Source organism: Marinobacter sp. MA (assembly GCF_048298425.1).
GTDB classification, from domain to species: Bacteria; Pseudomonadota; Gammaproteobacteria; order Pseudomonadales; family Oleiphilaceae; genus Marinobacter; species Marinobacter salsuginis.
Genome location: NZ_CP103058.1, coordinates 1,834,540 through 1,851,901, shown reverse-complemented (window position 1 = coordinate 1,851,901; position 17,362 = coordinate 1,834,540). Strand labels below are relative to the sequence as shown.

At 56.9% G+C, this 17,362-nt stretch carries 14 protein-coding genes and 1 tRNA gene; 5 read left to right on the top strand and 10 right to left on the bottom strand.

Features of this window, described 5'->3' with window-relative positions:
• Positions 1-3: 3 nt before the first annotated feature.
• Positions 4-216 carry a ribosome modulation factor gene (rmf, locus tag NUW46_RS08590; RefSeq protein WP_069184618.1) on the top strand — a complete coding sequence of 71 codons (213 nt, stop codon included), beginning with the start codon at positions 4-6 and terminating at the stop codon, positions 214-216.
• A 172-nt stretch (positions 217-388) separates the two neighbouring features.
• Here the strand turns inward: rmf and NUW46_RS08585 are convergent, their stop codons facing one another.
• Complete coding sequence (locus NUW46_RS08585; RefSeq protein ID WP_418141851.1) at positions 389-1,408, bottom strand: quinone-dependent dihydroorotate dehydrogenase; 1,020 nt, start codon at positions 1,406-1,408, stop codon at positions 389-391.
• Between the two features lie 409 nt (positions 1,409-1,817).
• Between NUW46_RS08585 and NUW46_RS08580 the strand changes: the two genes are divergently transcribed.
• The gene (locus tag NUW46_RS08580) at positions 1,818-2,978 is read left to right on the top strand and encodes a cation diffusion facilitator family transporter (protein ID WP_222464280.1); all 1,161 of its coding nucleotides are present in this window, start codon (positions 1,818-1,820) and stop codon (positions 2,976-2,978) included.
• Between the two features lie 18 nt (positions 2,979-2,996).
• Here the strand turns inward: NUW46_RS08580 and NUW46_RS08575 are convergent, their stop codons facing one another.
• On the bottom strand, positions 2,997-4,496 hold the full coding sequence (locus NUW46_RS08575) for a RimK family protein (RefSeq protein WP_069184615.1): 1,500 nt from the start codon (positions 4,494-4,496) through the stop codon (positions 2,997-2,999).
• A 201-nt stretch (positions 4,497-4,697) separates the two neighbouring features.
• Between NUW46_RS08575 and rimI the strand changes: the two genes are divergently transcribed.
• Positions 4,698-5,816 (top strand): ribosomal protein S18-alanine N-acetyltransferase, encoded by a 1,119-nt coding sequence (gene rimI / locus NUW46_RS08570; RefSeq protein ID WP_418141850.1) that lies wholly within the window; start codon positions 4,698-4,700, stop codon positions 5,814-5,816.
• Here the strand turns inward: rimI and uvrB are convergent, their stop codons facing one another.
• Complete coding sequence (gene uvrB / locus NUW46_RS08565; RefSeq protein ID WP_418141849.1) at positions 5,817-7,877, bottom strand: excinuclease ABC subunit UvrB; 2,061 nt, start codon at positions 7,875-7,877, stop codon at positions 5,817-5,819.
• 183 nt (positions 7,878-8,060) lie between these two features.
• Between uvrB and NUW46_RS08560 the strand changes: the two genes are divergently transcribed.
• Both NUW46_RS08560 and NUW46_RS08555 read left to right on the top strand, forming a co-directional pair.
• Positions 8,061-9,245, top strand: coding sequence for a pyridoxal phosphate-dependent aminotransferase (locus NUW46_RS08560; protein WP_418141848.1), 1,185 nt, complete (start codon positions 8,061-8,063; stop codon positions 9,243-9,245).
• A 70-nt stretch (positions 9,246-9,315) separates the two neighbouring features.
• Positions 9,316-9,391 (top strand) — tRNA-Asn (locus NUW46_RS08555).
• 531 nt (positions 9,392-9,922) lie between these two features.
• On the opposite strand, the gene pyrF is transcribed toward NUW46_RS08555, so the two are convergent.
• From pyrF to NUW46_RS08520, 7 genes are all read right to left on the bottom strand, one after another.
• Positions 9,923-10,633, bottom strand: coding sequence for an orotidine-5'-phosphate decarboxylase (gene pyrF / locus NUW46_RS08550; RefSeq protein WP_305966214.1), 711 nt, complete (start codon positions 10,631-10,633; stop codon positions 9,923-9,925).
• A 32-nt stretch (positions 10,634-10,665) separates the two neighbouring features.
• A complete protein-coding gene (gene lapB / locus NUW46_RS08545; RefSeq protein ID WP_418141847.1) occupies positions 10,666-11,835 on the bottom strand; it encodes a lipopolysaccharide assembly protein LapB in 1,170 nt (389 codons plus the stop codon).
• Positions 11,835-12,137 carry a LapA family protein gene (locus NUW46_RS08540; RefSeq protein WP_064230620.1) on the bottom strand — a complete coding sequence of 101 codons (303 nt, stop codon included), beginning with the start codon at positions 12,135-12,137 and terminating at the stop codon, positions 11,835-11,837. Before NUW46_RS08540 ends, lapB begins: the two co-directional genes overlap by 1 nt.
• Before the next feature lie 59 nt (positions 12,138-12,196).
• Entirely contained in the window at positions 12,197-12,493 is a 297-nt protein-coding gene (locus NUW46_RS08535; RefSeq protein WP_008172061.1) for an integration host factor subunit beta, read from the bottom strand.
• A 135-nt stretch (positions 12,494-12,628) separates the two neighbouring features.
• Positions 12,629-14,323: a 30S ribosomal protein S1 gene (gene rpsA / locus NUW46_RS08530; protein ID WP_014576794.1), complete on the bottom strand. Its 1,695-nt coding sequence runs from the start codon at positions 14,321-14,323 to the stop codon at positions 12,629-12,631.
• A 130-nt stretch (positions 14,324-14,453) separates the two neighbouring features.
• A complete protein-coding gene (gene cmk / locus NUW46_RS08525) occupies positions 14,454-15,134 on the bottom strand; it encodes a (d)CMP kinase (RefSeq protein ID WP_418141845.1) in 681 nt (226 codons plus the stop codon).
• The gene (locus NUW46_RS08520) at positions 15,134-17,362 is read right to left on the bottom strand and encodes a bifunctional prephenate dehydrogenase/3-phosphoshikimate 1-carboxyvinyltransferase (RefSeq protein WP_418141844.1); all 2,229 of its coding nucleotides are present in this window, start codon (positions 17,360-17,362) and stop codon (positions 15,134-15,136) included. The genes cmk and NUW46_RS08520 overlap by 1 nt, the downstream gene beginning before the upstream one ends.

Below are 17,362 nucleotides of genomic sequence, written 5' to 3'. Positions count from 1 at the left end.
GGCATGAAAAGACAGAAAAGAGACATGTACGCTCGTGCATACAAGCGGGGTTATCTCGCTGGCGTGTCCGGTAAATCCAAAGACAGCTGCCCGATTGAACAGGCGGAAGTTCGCCAGGAATGGCTGAACGGGTGGCGAGAAGGCCGCACAGATCAATGGGAGGGCATGACCGGCGTATCCGGCATCCACAAACTGGCTAACGTTACGACGGCTTGACGCCTGAACTAACCCCGAATCTTAATCTGATCTTTTTCTACACAACTTGACGCAGTACCCAGAGTAACCCAAATGGGGCCTCCCGCCCCATACCATGCGAAGAAGCGCTACGGGGTTCATTCCCCGCTCGGGCCCGCTAAGCGGGCCCACCTTCGTTCTGGGACACCGACAATCACTGTACCTGCCTGATCGCCTCAACGGCTTCTTTTATCAGCTGAGGCCCACGGTAAATAAACCCTGTGTAAATCTGTACAAGCTTGGCTCCGGCCCGGACTTTCTCTGCTGCGCTCTCGCCGTCGGTAATGCCGCCCACGCCAATAATCGGCAACGACTCCCCCAACTCCGCGTAAAGTCCCTTTATGACCCTCAGAGACGCTTCCCGAACCGGCTCTCCGCTCAGCCCCCCGGCCTCATTGGCATAAGGATGACCCGCCACCGCATCACGACTGACCGTTGTATTGGTGGCAATCACGCCGTCCAGCCCCGTCTCTTGCAGCGCAGATGCCACAAAACGGATACCGTCATCGTCCATGTCCGGAGCAATTTTTACGGCCACAGGCACATAACGCCCATGCTCTTTTTCGCACTTCAGTTGCTCGTCCTTGATAGCTTCCAAAAGCCCTTTCAGGGAGTCCCCAAACTGCAGATCCCGTAGCCCTGGCGTATTGGGCGAGGACACATTTACCGTAATGTAATCGGCGCGGGTGTAGACAGCCGAAATCCCCTTTCGGTAGTCCGATTCGGATTGATCGTTGGGCGTATCCTTGTTCTTGCCAACATTGATTCCCAACACCCCGCGGTACCGGCGATTGTCCACGCGAGCCAGCAAGTGGTCCAACCCTTCGTTATTGAAACCCATGCGATTGATGATGGCCTGATGTTCCGGCAGTCGAAACATTCTCGGCTTGGGGTTTCCAGGCTGCGCCAGTGGCGTGACTGTTCCCACTTCAATGAATCCGAAGCCCAGGGCTCCCAGTGCATCAAGATGATCGGCGTTCTTATCAAGACCTGCGGCGAGCCCGACAGGGTTCGGAAAATCCAGCCCCATAACATTCACTGGCAATGAATCTATTTTTGGCGAAAAAACGTTCAAAACGCCCAATCGTTGCGCAAGATCCAGACCATTCAATGCAATATTGTGAGCCTGCTCAGCCGGAAGACGGAAAAGCAGGTTGCGTAAAACGCCGTACATCTGAAAAAACTCCCCTGATCCAAGTGGGCGGAGTATACCGGAAGTTTTCCACAGCTTCCCGGGATAGAGAAAAATCAGCTCTAAATGACTGTATCATGGCAGTCTCATGACCTTTTCCACGGAATCTGTGGATAACCCTGTTGAAAATCGAGGGGCAACGGTTCCCATCCCTTGATAACTGCGCCAGTCTACAGATTGATCATTTTTTGACCAGTTAAATTTAACTTTATTTTCAATGGGTTATAAATTTTTTCCTTGCCTGTCGACAAATACTAAACAAAATGTTATCCGGTCACCGTTCTGCAATGATGTGCATAAATCACTTGAAATTCCTCTTTTAGTCCGCTCCCGCCAAAGCCCGTGAGAATAACGTTATACTGACACTTGTTTTCTAATCTGGAGTGCTTAAATGCAAGAGCCGATTTCCCCCGCCCAACAGCATCGGGAAAACCTCGCGGGCGAAATGAAGGCCGCCTCGCGCGTAACCATTATCGGCATGATTCTTGACGCCGTGCTCGGGATTATAAAAGTCATTGGCGGTGCTCTTTTTCATTCCCAGGCACTGCTGGTCGATGGCATTCACTCCTTTACCGACGTTGCCTCGGATCTGGTTGTCCTCGGTGTCATGAAAGTTTCCCGCCAGGAACCGGATGAAGATCACCCCTACGGTCACCAGCGAATCGAGACCTTCGGCACCCTGGTCCTTGGTAGTATTCTGATCGCGGTAGGCGCTGCCTTGGCCTGGGAAAACACGCTTCGTCTGATCGAAGGCAACGTGGATACCGTTCCCGGATGGCCGGTACTGGTAGCGGCGGCCGTGTCGGTGGCCGGGAAGGAGTGGATCTTCCGGTACACTCGGCATGTAGGCCAGAAAATTCGCTCGGATCTGATTATCGCCAACGCCTGGCACAGCAGAACCGATGCGTTTTCCTCAATCGTCGTTCTGGTTTCGACCGCAGGTGCCATGCTGGGGATGATCTGGCTCGATGTGTTTGCCGCAGTGGTGATTGCCGGAATCATTATCCACATCGGCTGGAAGTTCACCTGGGACAGCGTAAAAGAGCTTGTGGATACCGGCCTTTCTCACGAAGACACAGAGATGCTCAAGAGCATTGCCCGCGACACAGACGGCGTGCGCAACGTCCACGAACTTCGTAGCCGTCGCATGGGCCATGACATCCTGCTGGATATTCACCTGGTGGTCCGGCCGGAAATCAGCGTTTCAGAGGGACATCAGATCGGTATGCAGGTGGTCTCGGGCATGCGAGACGCCCTGGACAACATTCGGGACATCAATTTCCACATCGACGCTGAAAACGACGAAGACCAGCCGCTGACCTCTGAGCGCCTGCCTTCCCGAGAAGACATCCGGGCTGTACTGGCCCGGCATATTGGTGAACTTCCACACCACAGTCGCCTGCGGCTGCACTACCTGAAGAACAAGGTGCACCTGGAACTGTTTCTCGACGAGTACGAGGAAAAAACCCTGTTCTCCTCCGCAAACATCAGGGATCAGCTTCGGGATTACCCCTGGTTTGGCAGTGTCCGGGTTTGGGTGGCCGGCCCCTGAAGAAGCCGGCCAACCCCTTTACCTCCGCCGGTTCTCCTCCATCCTGGAGAGAAACTCCTGCATGATCAGGGTATAGAGTTCGCCCCCGAGGAAGCGATCCTCGACACCGGCATCAATGCTCGGATTGTCGTTGACTTCAATCACGGCAACCCGGTTTCCGGATTGTTTAATATCCACACCGTACAGCCCGTTACCAATCAGCTTGGTGGCATTCAGGGCCGCCTGAATCACATTTCTCGGCACCTCGTAAGTGGGCATGGTCTCGAAGCCACCGCTTTCACTCTCGGATTCACCGTGCTGGTAGATCTGCCAGTGGCCTTTCACCATCATGTATTTGCAGGCGTAGATAGCCCGACCACCGAGCACACCAATGCGCCAGTCGTAATCGGTGTACAGATATTCCTGGGCCAGCACCAGGGCCGACTGCTTGAACAGATCCTTTAGACCGGCTCGCAGGGTCTTCTCATCCTCCGCCTTGGTAACCCCCCGGGAAAATGCGCCATCCGGAATCTTGATGACCACCGGAAAGCCCAGCTCGCTGATGACCTGTTCAACCGCGTTCTTCTGGTCTTTGGACAGGATCAGCGTCTTGGGTGTGGGAACCTTGTTGTTCTTCAGAAGATCCGCAAGAAACACTTTGTTGGTGCACTTCAGGATCGATACAGGATCATCAATAACTACCATACCCTCCGCCGCTGCCTTGCGGGCAAAGCGGTAGGTATGGTGGTCAATGGCGGTGGTTTCCCGGATGAACAGGCCATCGTATTCCGGAAGGCGCATGTAATCCCTGCGGGTGATCTGCTCAACATTGATACCCAGCTTGCGACCGGCCTTTTCGAATCGCTTCAGGGCAACCTTGTCGCTCGGCGGCATTTCCTCATCGGGATTGACCAGAACCGCCAGGTCGTAGCGGTAACGTCGACGGGTTCTGGGCTTACGCCACACCATGCTGCTGAATCGATCCAGGGCGGCGGCAAATACGTCCTGCTCCTGTTCGCCGAGGTCCGCCGGGGCCGCCGGTTTCATGGACTCGATCTGCCACTGCTTGCGGCGCTTGAAGACAACCTCGAGAATCGGACACGGAAAACGCTCGAACAGGGCCCTGGCAACCGGTTTGAGATCCGGATGCTCAGCCTGGCCAAAGTACGTCCGGATCCGGACTTCATGAGTAGCTGCGCGCTCATCACTGGCGGGATCAATTGCCGAACCCGACGCCTCCAGCCAGTTGATAACGCTCTCATCAAGCTCTTCCAGCTCGAGAGAAAACAACCCTTTCCTACCCAGGTCATTAAGCGTCATAACCGAAGGCACCACGTGGTGACCACGGGCTTCCGCCAGCAATGAGCAATAATACCCCTTGCTCAGGTACCGGGCGCTCTGGCACAGGTTAATGACTCTTACCCGGCTGGACGGCGGTGCCGAGAACTGGAGATACTGATCAAACGTCAGTACATCTTCACTGGGGTAATAAGGCGCCCAGTCTTTGGCGCGGTCCACTACGATAAGCAAACGGGACATTAAAGGCATTCCTCCCTGAAAGGTCTTGCCTGTGATATTTGACGCAACGATACGCCGGTGATGATCGGTGCACAATCGACGAATAATGCGTGCTTTTACGCATCCTTACAGTCTTTGCGTTACCCTTGCTCTCACCCATAATAGCCGAATACGGGAAGCCCACCAGCATGCCCTCCAAGCTCTTCTCAAGGCCGCATCTCAATGCCTGATTTCCAGCTACGACAAGCCACCAGCAAGGATCTCAACGCCCTGGTTGAGCTTGAAAACCGGTGTTTCACAGAGGACCGACTTTCCAGGCGCAGCTTTCGCCGTTTCCTGGAGATGCCGAGGGACCGCTTGATAATCGCCGAAGCCAATGGCGAACTTGTGGGCTATTGCCTGGTTCTGATGAGCGCTGCTACCCGGCTGGCGCGGATCTACTCCATCGCGGTGTCACCGACTGTTCGGGGCCGGGGTGTGGGCGAGAAACTGGTGCGTGAGGCGGAATCCGAAGCGGTGGACGCTGGCCGTATCATCATGCGCCTGGAAGTCCGTGAAGATAACAAGGGCGCGATCGCTCTTTACAGTCGGCTGGGCTACCGCCAGTTTGGCACCTATCGGGATTACTATGAGGACCATGGCGACGCCCTGCGCTTTGAGCGCCGGATTCTCTTCTACGAGCCTTCAAGGGAATTTCCGGCTGTCCCCTACTACCCACAGACCACGGATTTTTCCTGTGGCCCCGCCGCACTGATCATGGCCATGGCCGCCCTGGATGAGCAGCAACCGCTCACAACCCTCGAGGAGCTCAGACTCTGGCGGGAGGCGACCACCATATTCATGCTGGCCGGCCATGGTGGCTGCGGCCCTCATGGACTGGCACTGGCTGCCTGGAACCGGGGCTTTGAAGCCAGCGCGTGGATCAGCATGGAAGGTGCGCTGTTCAAGGACACCGTCAGAAGCGAGGACAAGAAACGCGTTCTGGAACTGGTCCATGAGGGGTTTCTTCATGACATCGGCCAGACCGACATCCAGCTGCACCATGATCCCCTGACCCTCGAAGCCATGGAGGAAGCCCTCCACGAAGGGCGAGTTCCGGTCATCCTGATCAGCACCTGGCAGTTAAACCGCAGCCGCGTTCCCCACTGGGTGACGGTGTGCGCGATTGATGACCAGTTTGTGTACCTGCACGATCCGGAAATCGACGCCGAGGCGGGCGAAACAGTGGCCGACAAACAATACCTGCCGGTCGACCGAAGGGTGTTCAGCCAGATCTCCCGCTATGGCAGGAACCAGCCCTTGCAGGCCGCAGTCATTGTGGGGCCAAAGCGGCCGGCCTGATCATGCGGTTCGCAAGGCCGCCTCCTTCAGCTCGGCAATCTCGTCCCGAAGACGGGCCGCCGTCTCGAAGTCCAGCTCGGACGCGGCTTTGTACATTTCGTCCTCCAGCCGCGACACTTCTTTGAGAACTTCCTCCGGCGACCGGTTTCCGGCTTTCGCCCTGTATTGCTCTGCCTCTTCCGCCGCTTTCTGTCCCGGGCGCTCGGCCTTGCGACGGCCTCGACCACCGCCACCTGCACCTTCCATGATGTCCGCAATCTTCTTGTTCAGGCCCTGGGGCGTGATGCCGAATTCGTCATTGTGGGCCTGCTGTTTCGCGCGCCGGCGCTCGGTTTCATCAATAGCTCTTTGCATAGAACCTGTGATTCGGTCGCCGTAGAGAATGGCTTTACCGTGAACATTCCGCGCGGCACGGCCAATGGTCTGTATCAATGAACGTTCCGACCGTAGGAACCCTTCCTTGTCAGCGTCGAGGATGGCCACCAAAGACACCTCGGGCATGTCCAGACCTTCCCGCAACAGGTTGATCCCCACCAGTACATCGAATTCACCTCGCCGCAAATCCCGGATGATTTCCACCCTTTCTACGGTATCGATGTCCGAATGCAGGTAGCGAACCTTGATATCATGCTCCATCAGGAAGTCGGTCAGATCCTCCGCCATGCGCTTGGTCAGCGTTGTCACCAGAACCCGTTCCTTAACTTTCACCCGGGCATTAATCTCGGAAAGCAGGTCGTCCACCTGGGTAGAGGCCGGGCGCACCTCGATTTCCGGATCTAGCAGGCCGGTGGGTCGAACCACCTGCTCCACTACCTGCCCGGCGTGCTCGGCCTCGTAGTTCGCCGGCGTAGCCGATACGAAAATCATCTGCGGCGCAATCCGCTCCCACTCTTCAAATTTCATGGGCCGGTTGTCCAGCGCCGATGGCAGGCGGAATCCATACTCGACCAGCGTTTCCTTGCGGGAACGGTCACCTTTGTACATGGCGCCGATCTGGGGAATGGTTACGTGGGACTCGTCCACCACCAGCAAAGCGTTGGGCGGCAGGTAATCAAACAGTGTCGGCGGTGCCTCACCGGGCCGGCGACCGGATAGATAGCGCGAGTAGTTCTCGATGCCGTTGCAATAGCCTAGTTCCAGCATCATTTCGATGTCGTACCGGGTGCGCTCTTCCAGGCGTTGCGCTTCCACCAGGCGGTTGTTGTCCCGTAGTTGCTGCAGCCGCTCATCCAGCTCCACCTTGATGTGCTCAACTGCATCCAGAACCGTCTGCCGGGGCGTGACATAATGCGATTTCGGATAGATAGTTACCCGGGGCACACGGCGAAGAACCTCGCCAGTCAGAGGGTCGAAATAGCTGAGATTCTCCACCTCATCATCGAACAGCTCAATGCGGATCGCCTCTTTCTCGGATTCCGCAGGAAACACATCGATCACATCGCCTCGAACACGGTAATTGGCCCGGTGGAACTCAACGTCATTCCGTGTGTACTGAAGCTCGGCCAGGCGCCGCAAAATAAACCGCTGGTCAATCTGATCGCCGCGATCCAGGTGCAGCATCATCTTCAGATAGGATTGGGGATCACCCAGACCGTAGATGGACGAAACCGTTGCCACGATGATGGCGTCCGGCCTTTCCAACAACGCCTTGGTGGCAGACAGACGCATCTGTTCGATGTGCTCGTTGATGGACGCGTCTTTTTCGATAAACGTGTCCGACGAGGGCACGTAGGCCTCGGGCTGGTAGTAGTCGTAGTAAGAGACGAAATACTCCACGGCGTTGTCCGGAAAGAATTCCTTGAACTCACCGTAAAGTTGGGCTGCCAGCGTCTTGTTGTGGGCCATGATGATCGTTGGCCGTTGAACCTCCTGAACCACATTGGCGATGGTGAAGGTTTTACCGGAGCCGGTTACCCCCAGAAGGGTCTGGTGTGCGAGACCGGAGTGAATGCCATCTACCAGCCCCTCGATCGCCTTGGGTTGATCGCCCGCTGGCTGGAACGGTGAATCTACTTTGAACACACCCTCCCTGGCGGAAACGTTTGCCTGATTACTGGCCATAACTGGCGAAAACCTCCGGTAAAACCGAGGCAGGGGCGTTATGGTCCCTACCATTAGAGAAATTTAGCGATACACTGGCTTCATGATACCATCAGTGCGATCGACGGCTGGGCAGAAATCAGCCAGCAGCTCTGGCACCCGGCGGTCGCAGCCCTATCAGACGCAGCTTTAAGGAGCGCAAGTTTGGACCTTCAACTTTCCAGCCGAGTACAGGCTATCAAGCCCTCTCCCACTCTCGCAGTCACCAACAAGGCCGCGGAACTCCGCGCAGCAGGCCAGGACATTATCGGCCTGGGTGCCGGCGAGCCGGACTTCGACACACCTGATCACATCAAACAGGCAGCCATTGAAGCCATCAATAACGGCCAGACAAAGTACACCGCCGTGGATGGTACGCCCGCCCTGAAAAAAGCGATTATTGCGAAGTTCAAACGGGACAACGGCCTGGATTACGAAGCGAACGAGATACTGGTAAGCAGTGGTGGCAAACAGAGCTTTTTCAACCTCGCACTTGCCACACTGAACCCCGGTGACGAAGCCATCATCCCGGCCCCCTACTGGGTTTCCTACCCGGACATGGTACTGGTTGCCGAGGGCAAACCGGTCATCATCGAAACCGGCGCCGAGACTCGCTTCAAGATCACTCCGGAACAGCTGGAAAACGCCATAACCGAACGTACCCGCCTGTTCGTGATCAACAGCCCCTCCAACCCGAGCGGCATGGCCTACACCCTCGAAGAGCTGCAGGCCATCGGCGAGGTGCTGAAGAAACACCCGAACATCATGATCGCCACGGACGACATGTACGAGCCGATCCTCTGGACCGGCAAGCCGTTCTGCAACATCCTGAACGCCACGCCTGAGCTGTATGACCGCACGTTCGTGCTGAACGGCGTTTCCAAAGCCTACTCCATGACGGGATGGCGTATCGGCTACGCCGCCGGCCCGGCGAAAATCATCGGCGCCATGAAGAAGATCCAGTCTCAGAGCACTTCCAACCCCGCCTCCATCTCCCAGGCGGCGGCACAGGCTGCGCTGGACGGTGATCAGGCCTGCGTGGGCGAGATGGTCAAGGCATTCAAAGAACGTCATGACTGGCTCGTGGGCGCTCTGAACAAGCTCCCGGGCGTTGAGTGCCTGAACGGCGATGGGACCTTCTACGTGTTCCCGAGCTTCCAGGGCGCTATTGATGCCGACTCCAGCGTCAGCACCGACGTTGAATTCGCCGAGAAGTTGCTGACCGACGCCGGTGTGGCACTGGTTCCTGGCTCAGCCTTCGGTTGCCCGGGCCACATGCGACTGAGCTTCGCCACCAGCATGGACAACCTGGAAAAGGCGATCGAACGTCTGCAGAAAGCGCTCGGCTAAAAAGTTCTGGCCAGGGGTTGACGGGGCGGTATAGCCAACTTAATATACGCGCCTCGTCACACGACGACGTTCCCCGATAGCTCAGTTGGTAGAGCAACGGACTGTTAATCCGTTTGTCGCTGGTTCGAGCCCAGCTCGGGGAGCCACTATTCTAAAAGCCCGCTAATTCTCTGAGTTAGCGGGTTTTTTATTGTCTCGGTTTTGATTCTGGCTGTGGTTGTCTGGGTACACTCCTGCCCTAGCCTGCTTGGCTCGGGGGCAGGCCAACCAGAAGGTCTTTCCAAAACACGCTACAAGCACGTCCGTGTGCGCTTGAATCGGGCCATCCCTGGCCCTCTACAGTTTTGGAAAGACCTTCTGGCCGGCCCGTTCAGACGTTTCAGGGATACCGAAAAACGAATAGAGATGAGCCAACGCCTCAAAGCCGGACCGACTTGTCAGACCTGCCTTTCCCATTCAGACCGATTTTCTCTCCACGGACTGGCGATTCGAGCATTGGACTATAACTGCCATGTTCGTGACGGTGGCGTATGGGCGCCCTCCCAAAAATGTCTGTGGCCATGGATGGCCACAGCCAAGCGCACATGGATGTGCTCGTAGCGTTTTTTGGGAGGGCGCCCATACGCCACCAGCCCCATAGCCAGAAGGCTAGGTCAGGACTCAAAGGCCAGACAAAGCTATAGGCTTATCACCTCAGCGTGAATAGCTTCCAGGGCAGCCAACGGATCAGACGCCTGAGTAATCGGGCGACCGATTACCAGGTAGTCGGAACCGGCTTTGAGGGCATCCGTGGGCGTCATGATTCGCTGCTGGTCGCCTTTATCCGCCGTCAGGGGGCGGATTCCCGGGGTAATCAACTTGAAGTCGGCGCCCTGCTCGGCTTTGAGCTTCGGTGCCTCTTGCGCCGAGCAGACGACTCCGTCGAGGCCGCAGTTTTTGGTGAGGGTTGCCAGGCGGGACACCTGGGTTTCCGGGGAATCGGTGATGCCGATGCCTGCCAGATCATCGGCGTTCATACTGGTGAGGACGGTCACAGCAATCAACAGCGGGCGACCAGTACCGAAGGCGTCAAGGCGCTCGCGGCAGGCGGTCATCATTTTTTCGCCGCCGGATGCATGAACGTTCACCATCCAGACACCGAGGTCGGCCGCAGCTGCAACGGCAGCTGACGTGGTGTTGGGGATATCGTGGAATTTCAGGTCCAGGAATACGTCGAATCCACGCTTCTGCAGCCCCTCGACCAGTTGCGGGCCTGAGCGGGTGAACAGTTCTTTGCCCACTTTCAGGCGACATTTGGCCGGGTCCAGTTTGTCGACCAGCTCAAGGGCCGGATTCTGGGACGGAAAATCGAGGGCGACGATGATCTTGGGATCGTTAGCGGTTTGCACGTTCACTTTTCCTGCGGAGATTCGATAAAGGTTTATTCGGCTTCAACACCCTGAATCGGGCGGACGGTTTCCCACTGCTTGCAACTCGGGCACAGCCAGTGCAGTTGACGACCTGAGAAACCACAACTGACACAGCGATAAACCGGACGGTTGGCAAGTATCAGGTGACCGATGCGGCTCACCAGCCTGCCCTCATCGGTGGTCATGCCCTTTTCGTAGCCGGCCATTTCCACCAGTCTGAGCAGGCCGCGCACACTCGGGCGTGTTTCCAGTTCCTGCCTAAGCAAATCGATGGCTGCAGGACGCCCCGAGGCACGCTCCACGGACTCGACAAGGGCCAGAAGGAGGCTGGTGCTCGGATAGCTTTCATAAAGCTTGCGCAGTTTTTTCGCCAGCCGCCCGATGTCACCATGCTCGTGCTCAAGCTTCATCAAGCGGTCGATGGCTTCCGGCCCGAACTCGGCGTTCTGCTCGAACACCTTGAGGCACTGGTTGCTGGCCTCTCGGTAACTGCCCTGACGAACCAGAAGCTTCATCAGAATGAGGTTGGCCCGAACACAGGAGCGATCGTAATCGAGCGCTTCCCTGGCCAGCTTCTGCGCAGCCCACCGGTCGTCCTGCTTCAGGGACTCTTCGGACAGCTCACAGGTTAAATAGGCCAGCACCTTGAACATGGCCGGGTCGGCATCGCCTCGGGTCAGCGCTCGTGCGACCTCGGCTGCTTTAGCCCATTCCTTCTCCTGCTGGTAGAGATCAATAAGCTGTTGCGAGGAATGCCGCCCGTAGTCCTTGTCGCCCATCAATTGATGCAGCAGTGCCTCAGCACGGTCAAGCAGACCGGCATTCAGGTAATCCCGGGCGAGCTCAAGGGTGACCTGTGGCGAGAAACGCGGAGGTAACTCGGGCCTGGCCAGAAGATTCTGGTGGATCAAGATCGCCCGGTCCGTTTCGCCTTTATTACGGAAATGGCTTCCGATGGACAGGTGCAAACTGACGGTGTCCTTGTTTACCGCAAGGGACTGAACGAAGTTTTCAACGGCCTGGTCAGAATAGTTGGTGAAAAGGAACTGGAGACGGTCCTTAACCGATTCCTCGTCGGAAATCGTTTTGCCGGATCGGTTGTCATTGCTTCCCAGCCGGCCAACAAGCCAGCCAACGGCGACTGCAACAGTGAGCAGCAGCCACTGAAGTACGATATCCATTAAAGAGTCCGGTCGTTCTGGGCCCTGGATTTCTCCAATGCCTGCTCGGCGCGATCAAGTCGTTTCTGAAGGGTTCGCCGGGACACCGAGGTTCGAACGGTGGCCAGCATGGTCATCAGCACGCCTACGAGGGCACCGACAACAAATGCCATGATAATCCAGACGGCAACGCCATGGGGTTGGGTCTCAAACAGCAGGAAGTTGAGGGAGACTGCCATTTGATTGTTGAGCGAGAATACCAGTGCCAGCAGAACCAGGACCAAAACCAACAGAATAATGAGGATCTTCTGCAATCCTGCCATAGCGATAGCACTCCCAAGGGGCCTGAGGGCCCAAATTATACGCGTTCCCTGAGCAGCTGTTAAAAGCCTTTCTTCAAGCTGTCGTTGACCTGCTCTCTCAATTCCTTACCGGGTTTGAAGTGCGGTACATACTTGGCTGGCAGCTGGACAGCCTCACCGGTTTTCGGATTGCGCCCGGTACGCGCGGCCCGGTGGTGAAGGGAAAAACTGCCAAATCCCCGGATTTCTATTCTCTGACCATCGGCAAGCGACTGGGACATGTGCTCAATGATGGTTTTTACAGCCAGTTCGACATCTTTAACGGAGAGCTGTGTTTGCTTCGAAGCAATCAGCTCGACCAGTTCGGACTTCGTCATGAGGCGTTTCCCTCTTTCGTTTTTATTCGGCCGTCGGTTACCGGATTCCCATGACTACCTAGTTTAGCCAAACCAGAAAAAAACACAAAAAAAACGGGCTCTTAGAGCCCGTTTTTTTTCGTACCAACCGGACGATTAGTCCTTGTTGGCGTTTTGCTGCTGCATCTGCTCCTTGATGAGATCACCGATGGTGGTCGCACCAGAAGAAGTTTCGGCAGTCTTGGTCCGCACGTTTTCCAGAGCCTGCTTGTCGTCCTCAACGTCTTTGGACTTCACAGACAGGTTGATGATGCGGTTTTTGCGATCGATGCTGATGATCTTCGCTTCAACCTCTTCGCCTTCCTTCAGCGCATTGCGTGCATCTTCAACACGGTCACGGCTGATTTCAGAGGCTTTCAGTACCGCTTCAACTTCGTCGTTCAGGGCGATGGTAGCCGCCTTGGCATCTACAGCAGACACGGTGCCCTTAACAATGGAGCCCTTGTCGTTCAGCTGCACGAACTCGGCGAACGGATCGCTCTCGAGCTGCTTGATACCCAGGGAGATACGCTCACGCTCCGGATCAACAGACAGGATAACGGTTTCAACTTCGTCACCCTTCTTGTATTCACGAACCGCTTCTTCGCCAGTCTCGTTCCAGCTGATATCAGACAGGTGAACCAGACCGTCGATGCCGCCATCCAGACCGATAAAGATACCGAAGTCAGTGATTGACTTGATCTTACCGGAGATGCGATCGCCCTTGTTGAAGTTGCTGGAGAAATCTTCCCACGGGTTGGATACACACTGCTTGATACCCAGGGAGATACGACGACGCTCTTCGTCGATGTCCAGAATCATCACGTCCACTTCGTCGCCTACCTGGACAACCTTGGACGGATGGATGTTCTTGTTGGTCCAATCCATTTCGGAAACGTGAACCAGACCTTCAACACCCTCTTCCAGCTCAGCAAAGCAGCCGTAGTCGGTCAGGTTGGTAACGCGTGCCTTGACCTTGGAACCTTCCGGGTAACGACCCTTGATATCAACCCAGGGATCTTCGCCCAGCTGCTTGAGGCCGAGGGAAACACGGTTACGCTCACGGTCGAACTTCAGGACCTTGACGCTGATTTCGTCGCCAACATTCACGATTTCGCTCGGATGCTTGATGCGCTTCCAGGCCATATCGGTAATGTGCAGCAGGCCGTCAACACCACCCAGGTCTACGAACGCGCCGTAGTCGGTCAGGTTCTTGACGATACCCTTGATTTCCATACCCTCGGTCAGGGTTTCCAGCAGAGCTTCACGCTCAGCACTGTTCTCAGCTTCCAGAACGGCGCGGCGGGAAACAACCACGTTGTTACGCTTCTGGTCGAGCTTGATAACCTTGAATTCGAGTTCTTTGTTCTCCAGGTGCGCGGTATCGCGAACCGGACGAACGTCTACCAGCGAGCCAGGCAGGAAGGCACGAATACCGGCCAGATCGACGGTGAAACCACCCTTCACCTTACCGTTGATAATACCTTTAACCACTTCCTCAGCTTCGAAGGACTTCTCGAGTACCTTCCAGGCTTCTGCACGCTTGGCCTTTTCACGGGACAGACGGGTCTCACCGAAGCCGTCTTCCACAGCGTCGAGAGCTACATCGACAACGTCGCCGATAGCAATTTCCAACTCGCCTTTTTCGTTAAGGAACTGGGAGGCGGGGATAACGCCTTCAGACTTCAGTCCGGCGTTAACGGTGACCCAGTCGTTATCGACGTCTACAACGGTTCCCTGGACGATGGAACCTGGCTGCATGTCAATTTCTTTCAGGCTTTCTTCAAAAAGATCCGCAAAGCTCTCGCTCATTATGAGTCCTATATGATCAACGCAAGTGTACTCCGTGCCACCAGCAACACGGTCTGTTAACAAGTTCCGGACTAAGCCTGTGGCTGGCAGATAGCGCTACATCCGGCATTTCAACGACAAAAAGGTGTAGTCAGGCCTGACCAGCTGCGGCCATACACCTGTCCAACACCTCTTCTATACTCAACCCCGTAGAATCAATGACTTGCGCATCATCTGCGGGCTTGAGAGGGGCTGCGGAACGGTTCATATCCCGTTCATCACGAACCCGTATCTCCTCTAAAAGGGCGTCAATATTAACATCGACACCCGCCTCCTTCAACTGGCTATAGCGCCGCTGGGCCCTCTCCTCGGCGCTTGCCGTCAGGAAGATTTTTACCGGGGCATCCGGAAACACCACCGTCCCCATGTCGCGACCATCGGCCACCAGGCCCGGCGTCTGCCGGAAGTCGCGCTGGCGCTGCAAAAGAGCGTCCCGGACCGACTGAATCACGGCCACCTTCGAGGCATTATCGCCAGCCGACTCTGTACGTATATCTGCGGTCACATCCTGCCCTGCCAGAATAACCTTGACCGGCTCGCCTGCAGGCGTGGGCTCAAACGACACATCAAGTCCAGCGGCGACCTTTACCAGGCCAGCCTCGTCATCCAGAGACACACCCTGACGTACCGCCGCCAGGGCCGTCAGCCGGTACAAGGCACCACTGTCAAGCAAGTGCCAGCCAAGCTTTCGGGCCAGCATCTGGGTGATCGTGCCTTTACCCGAACCTCCAGGCCCATCAACAGTGATCACCGGCGCACTGCGTTCAACCATTATTCAGCCCCCTCGGCTGAGATATTGATCCCCGTTCCCTGCGCAAGTTCCACAAATCCCGGGAAAGAGGTAGCCACATTCGCACAATCAGTGACTGTGATCTCTCCCGCGGCGCGCAGCGATGCCACTGCGAAAGACATGGCAATACGGTGGTCTCCGTGGCTGTTCACGGTACCGCCACCGATGGTCTGCCCGCCATCAATGATGATGCCATCCGGGGTTACGGTGGTTTCCACACCCAGGGCAGCAAGGCCATCGGCCATTACCTGAATGCGGTCGCTTTCCTTGACCCGAAGCTCCTCCGCGCCCCGCAGAACCGTGCGCCCTTTGGCGCAGGCGGCTGCAATGAACAGCACCGGGAATTCGTCAATGGCCAGGGGCACCTGATCTTCCGGAATATCGATTCCCTGCAGCTCCGCTGATCGGACCCGCAGGTCAGCAACCGGCTCGCCACCGATTTCGCGCTCGTCCAGAATCTCGATGTTGGCACCCATTTGATTCAGGATGTTGATCACACCGACCCGGGTCGGATTCATGCCAACATGCCGCAGGACCAGATCAGAGCCCGGAGCGATGCTCGCCGCTACCAGGAAAAACGCCGATGAAGAAATATCGGCAGGCACATCAATGTTGGTTGCCGTCAGCTTGCCGCCACCACTGACGCTGGCCGTCGCACCGTCCCGGTGAACGTGGTAGCCAAAGCCCGCCAGCATGCGCTCGGTGTGATCGCGCGTGGGAGCAGGCTCGGTGACCGATGTACTGCCCTCGGCATAAAGACCGGCCAGCAGGAGGCATGACTTCACCTGGGCACTGGCTACTGGCATTTCGTAGTGGATTCCCTGCAACGTCTGGCCGCCACGGATTTTCAGCGGCGGGCGACCACCCTCTGCGGTATCGATCACCGCACCCATGGCCCTGAGCGGATCGGCAACGCGCCCCATTGGCCGGCCAGAGAGGCTCGCATCCCCGGTCAGCTCGGAATCAAAGGGCTGGGCTGCCAGCAAGCCGGCAAACAGCCGCATGGCGGTTCCCGAGTTACCCAGATACAGCGGACCCCTTGGGGCCTGGAGGCCGTGCATGCCAACGCCGTGAATCCGTACGAAACCGTCGTCCGGGCCTTCGATGGTCACGCCCATGTCGCGGAACGCCTGAAGCGTGGCCAGGCTGTCCTCGCCTTCCAGAAATCCTTTCACTTCGGTTACGCCATCCGCGAGGGCGCCCAGCATGATCGAACGGTGCGACATCGACTTGTCGCCCGGAACCCGGATATCACCGGTAATCGCGCCACCGGGCTGAAGACGGAACGTCACCTGCTTTTCACTGTTGTTTGTCACGTAAGCCTGTCCTGAGAGCATCTTCGAAAAATGTTCACGCGCCGCCTTGGCGCGACTGAAAACCCGCAACAACGTGGCGCTGTCCTGATTGGCAATGGCAGTGCGCAGTTGTTCGAGGTCGTGGGTAAAGTGGTCAATCACGCGAAGCACCGCATCGCGGTTCGACAGAAAGATATCGTGCCACATCACCGGATCGCTGGCCGCAATCCGGGTAAAGTCCCTGAAGCCTCCAGCGGCGTAACGGAAGATATCCATATTTTCGTCTTCTCCCGCCAGGGTATCCACCAGGGAGAAAGCGATAAGGTGCGGCAGATGGCTGGTGGCTGCCAGCACCTCGTCGTGATACGCCACCGACATGGTCAGCACCGTGGCCCCGCAGCCCTCCCATAAGGCCCTGAGCCGGGCAAGATGCGGCTGACTGACGCCTTCAGGCGGCGTAAGAATCACCTTGTGGTTAGCGAACAACTCGGGATTCGCCGCCCGAATGCCGCTCTTCTCGGAGCCAGCAATCGGATGGCCGGGAATGACCCGGGACGTAAGACTGCCGAACACGGCCTCAACATCATTCACGAAGCTGGACTTCGTGCTACCCACGTCGGTCAGAATGGCGTCCGGTTCCAATGCGGGACGAATCTGCTCAAGAACCGCCCGGGTTGCCCTGACTGGTACAGCCAGCACAACCAGATCGGCACCCCGCACGGCATCAGACACCGCCGTGGCCGCCTGATCGATCACGCCCAGCTCTTTGCCAAGCTGCAGTTCCTCATGACGCTGGTCCGCGCCAACGACCGTGTCGGCCAGTCCGTTGCGACGGATAGCACTGGCCAGGGAGCCACCAATCAGCCCCAGACCAATCACCGCGACCCGCTTGAACAAAGGCTCGGAAGACGCCAT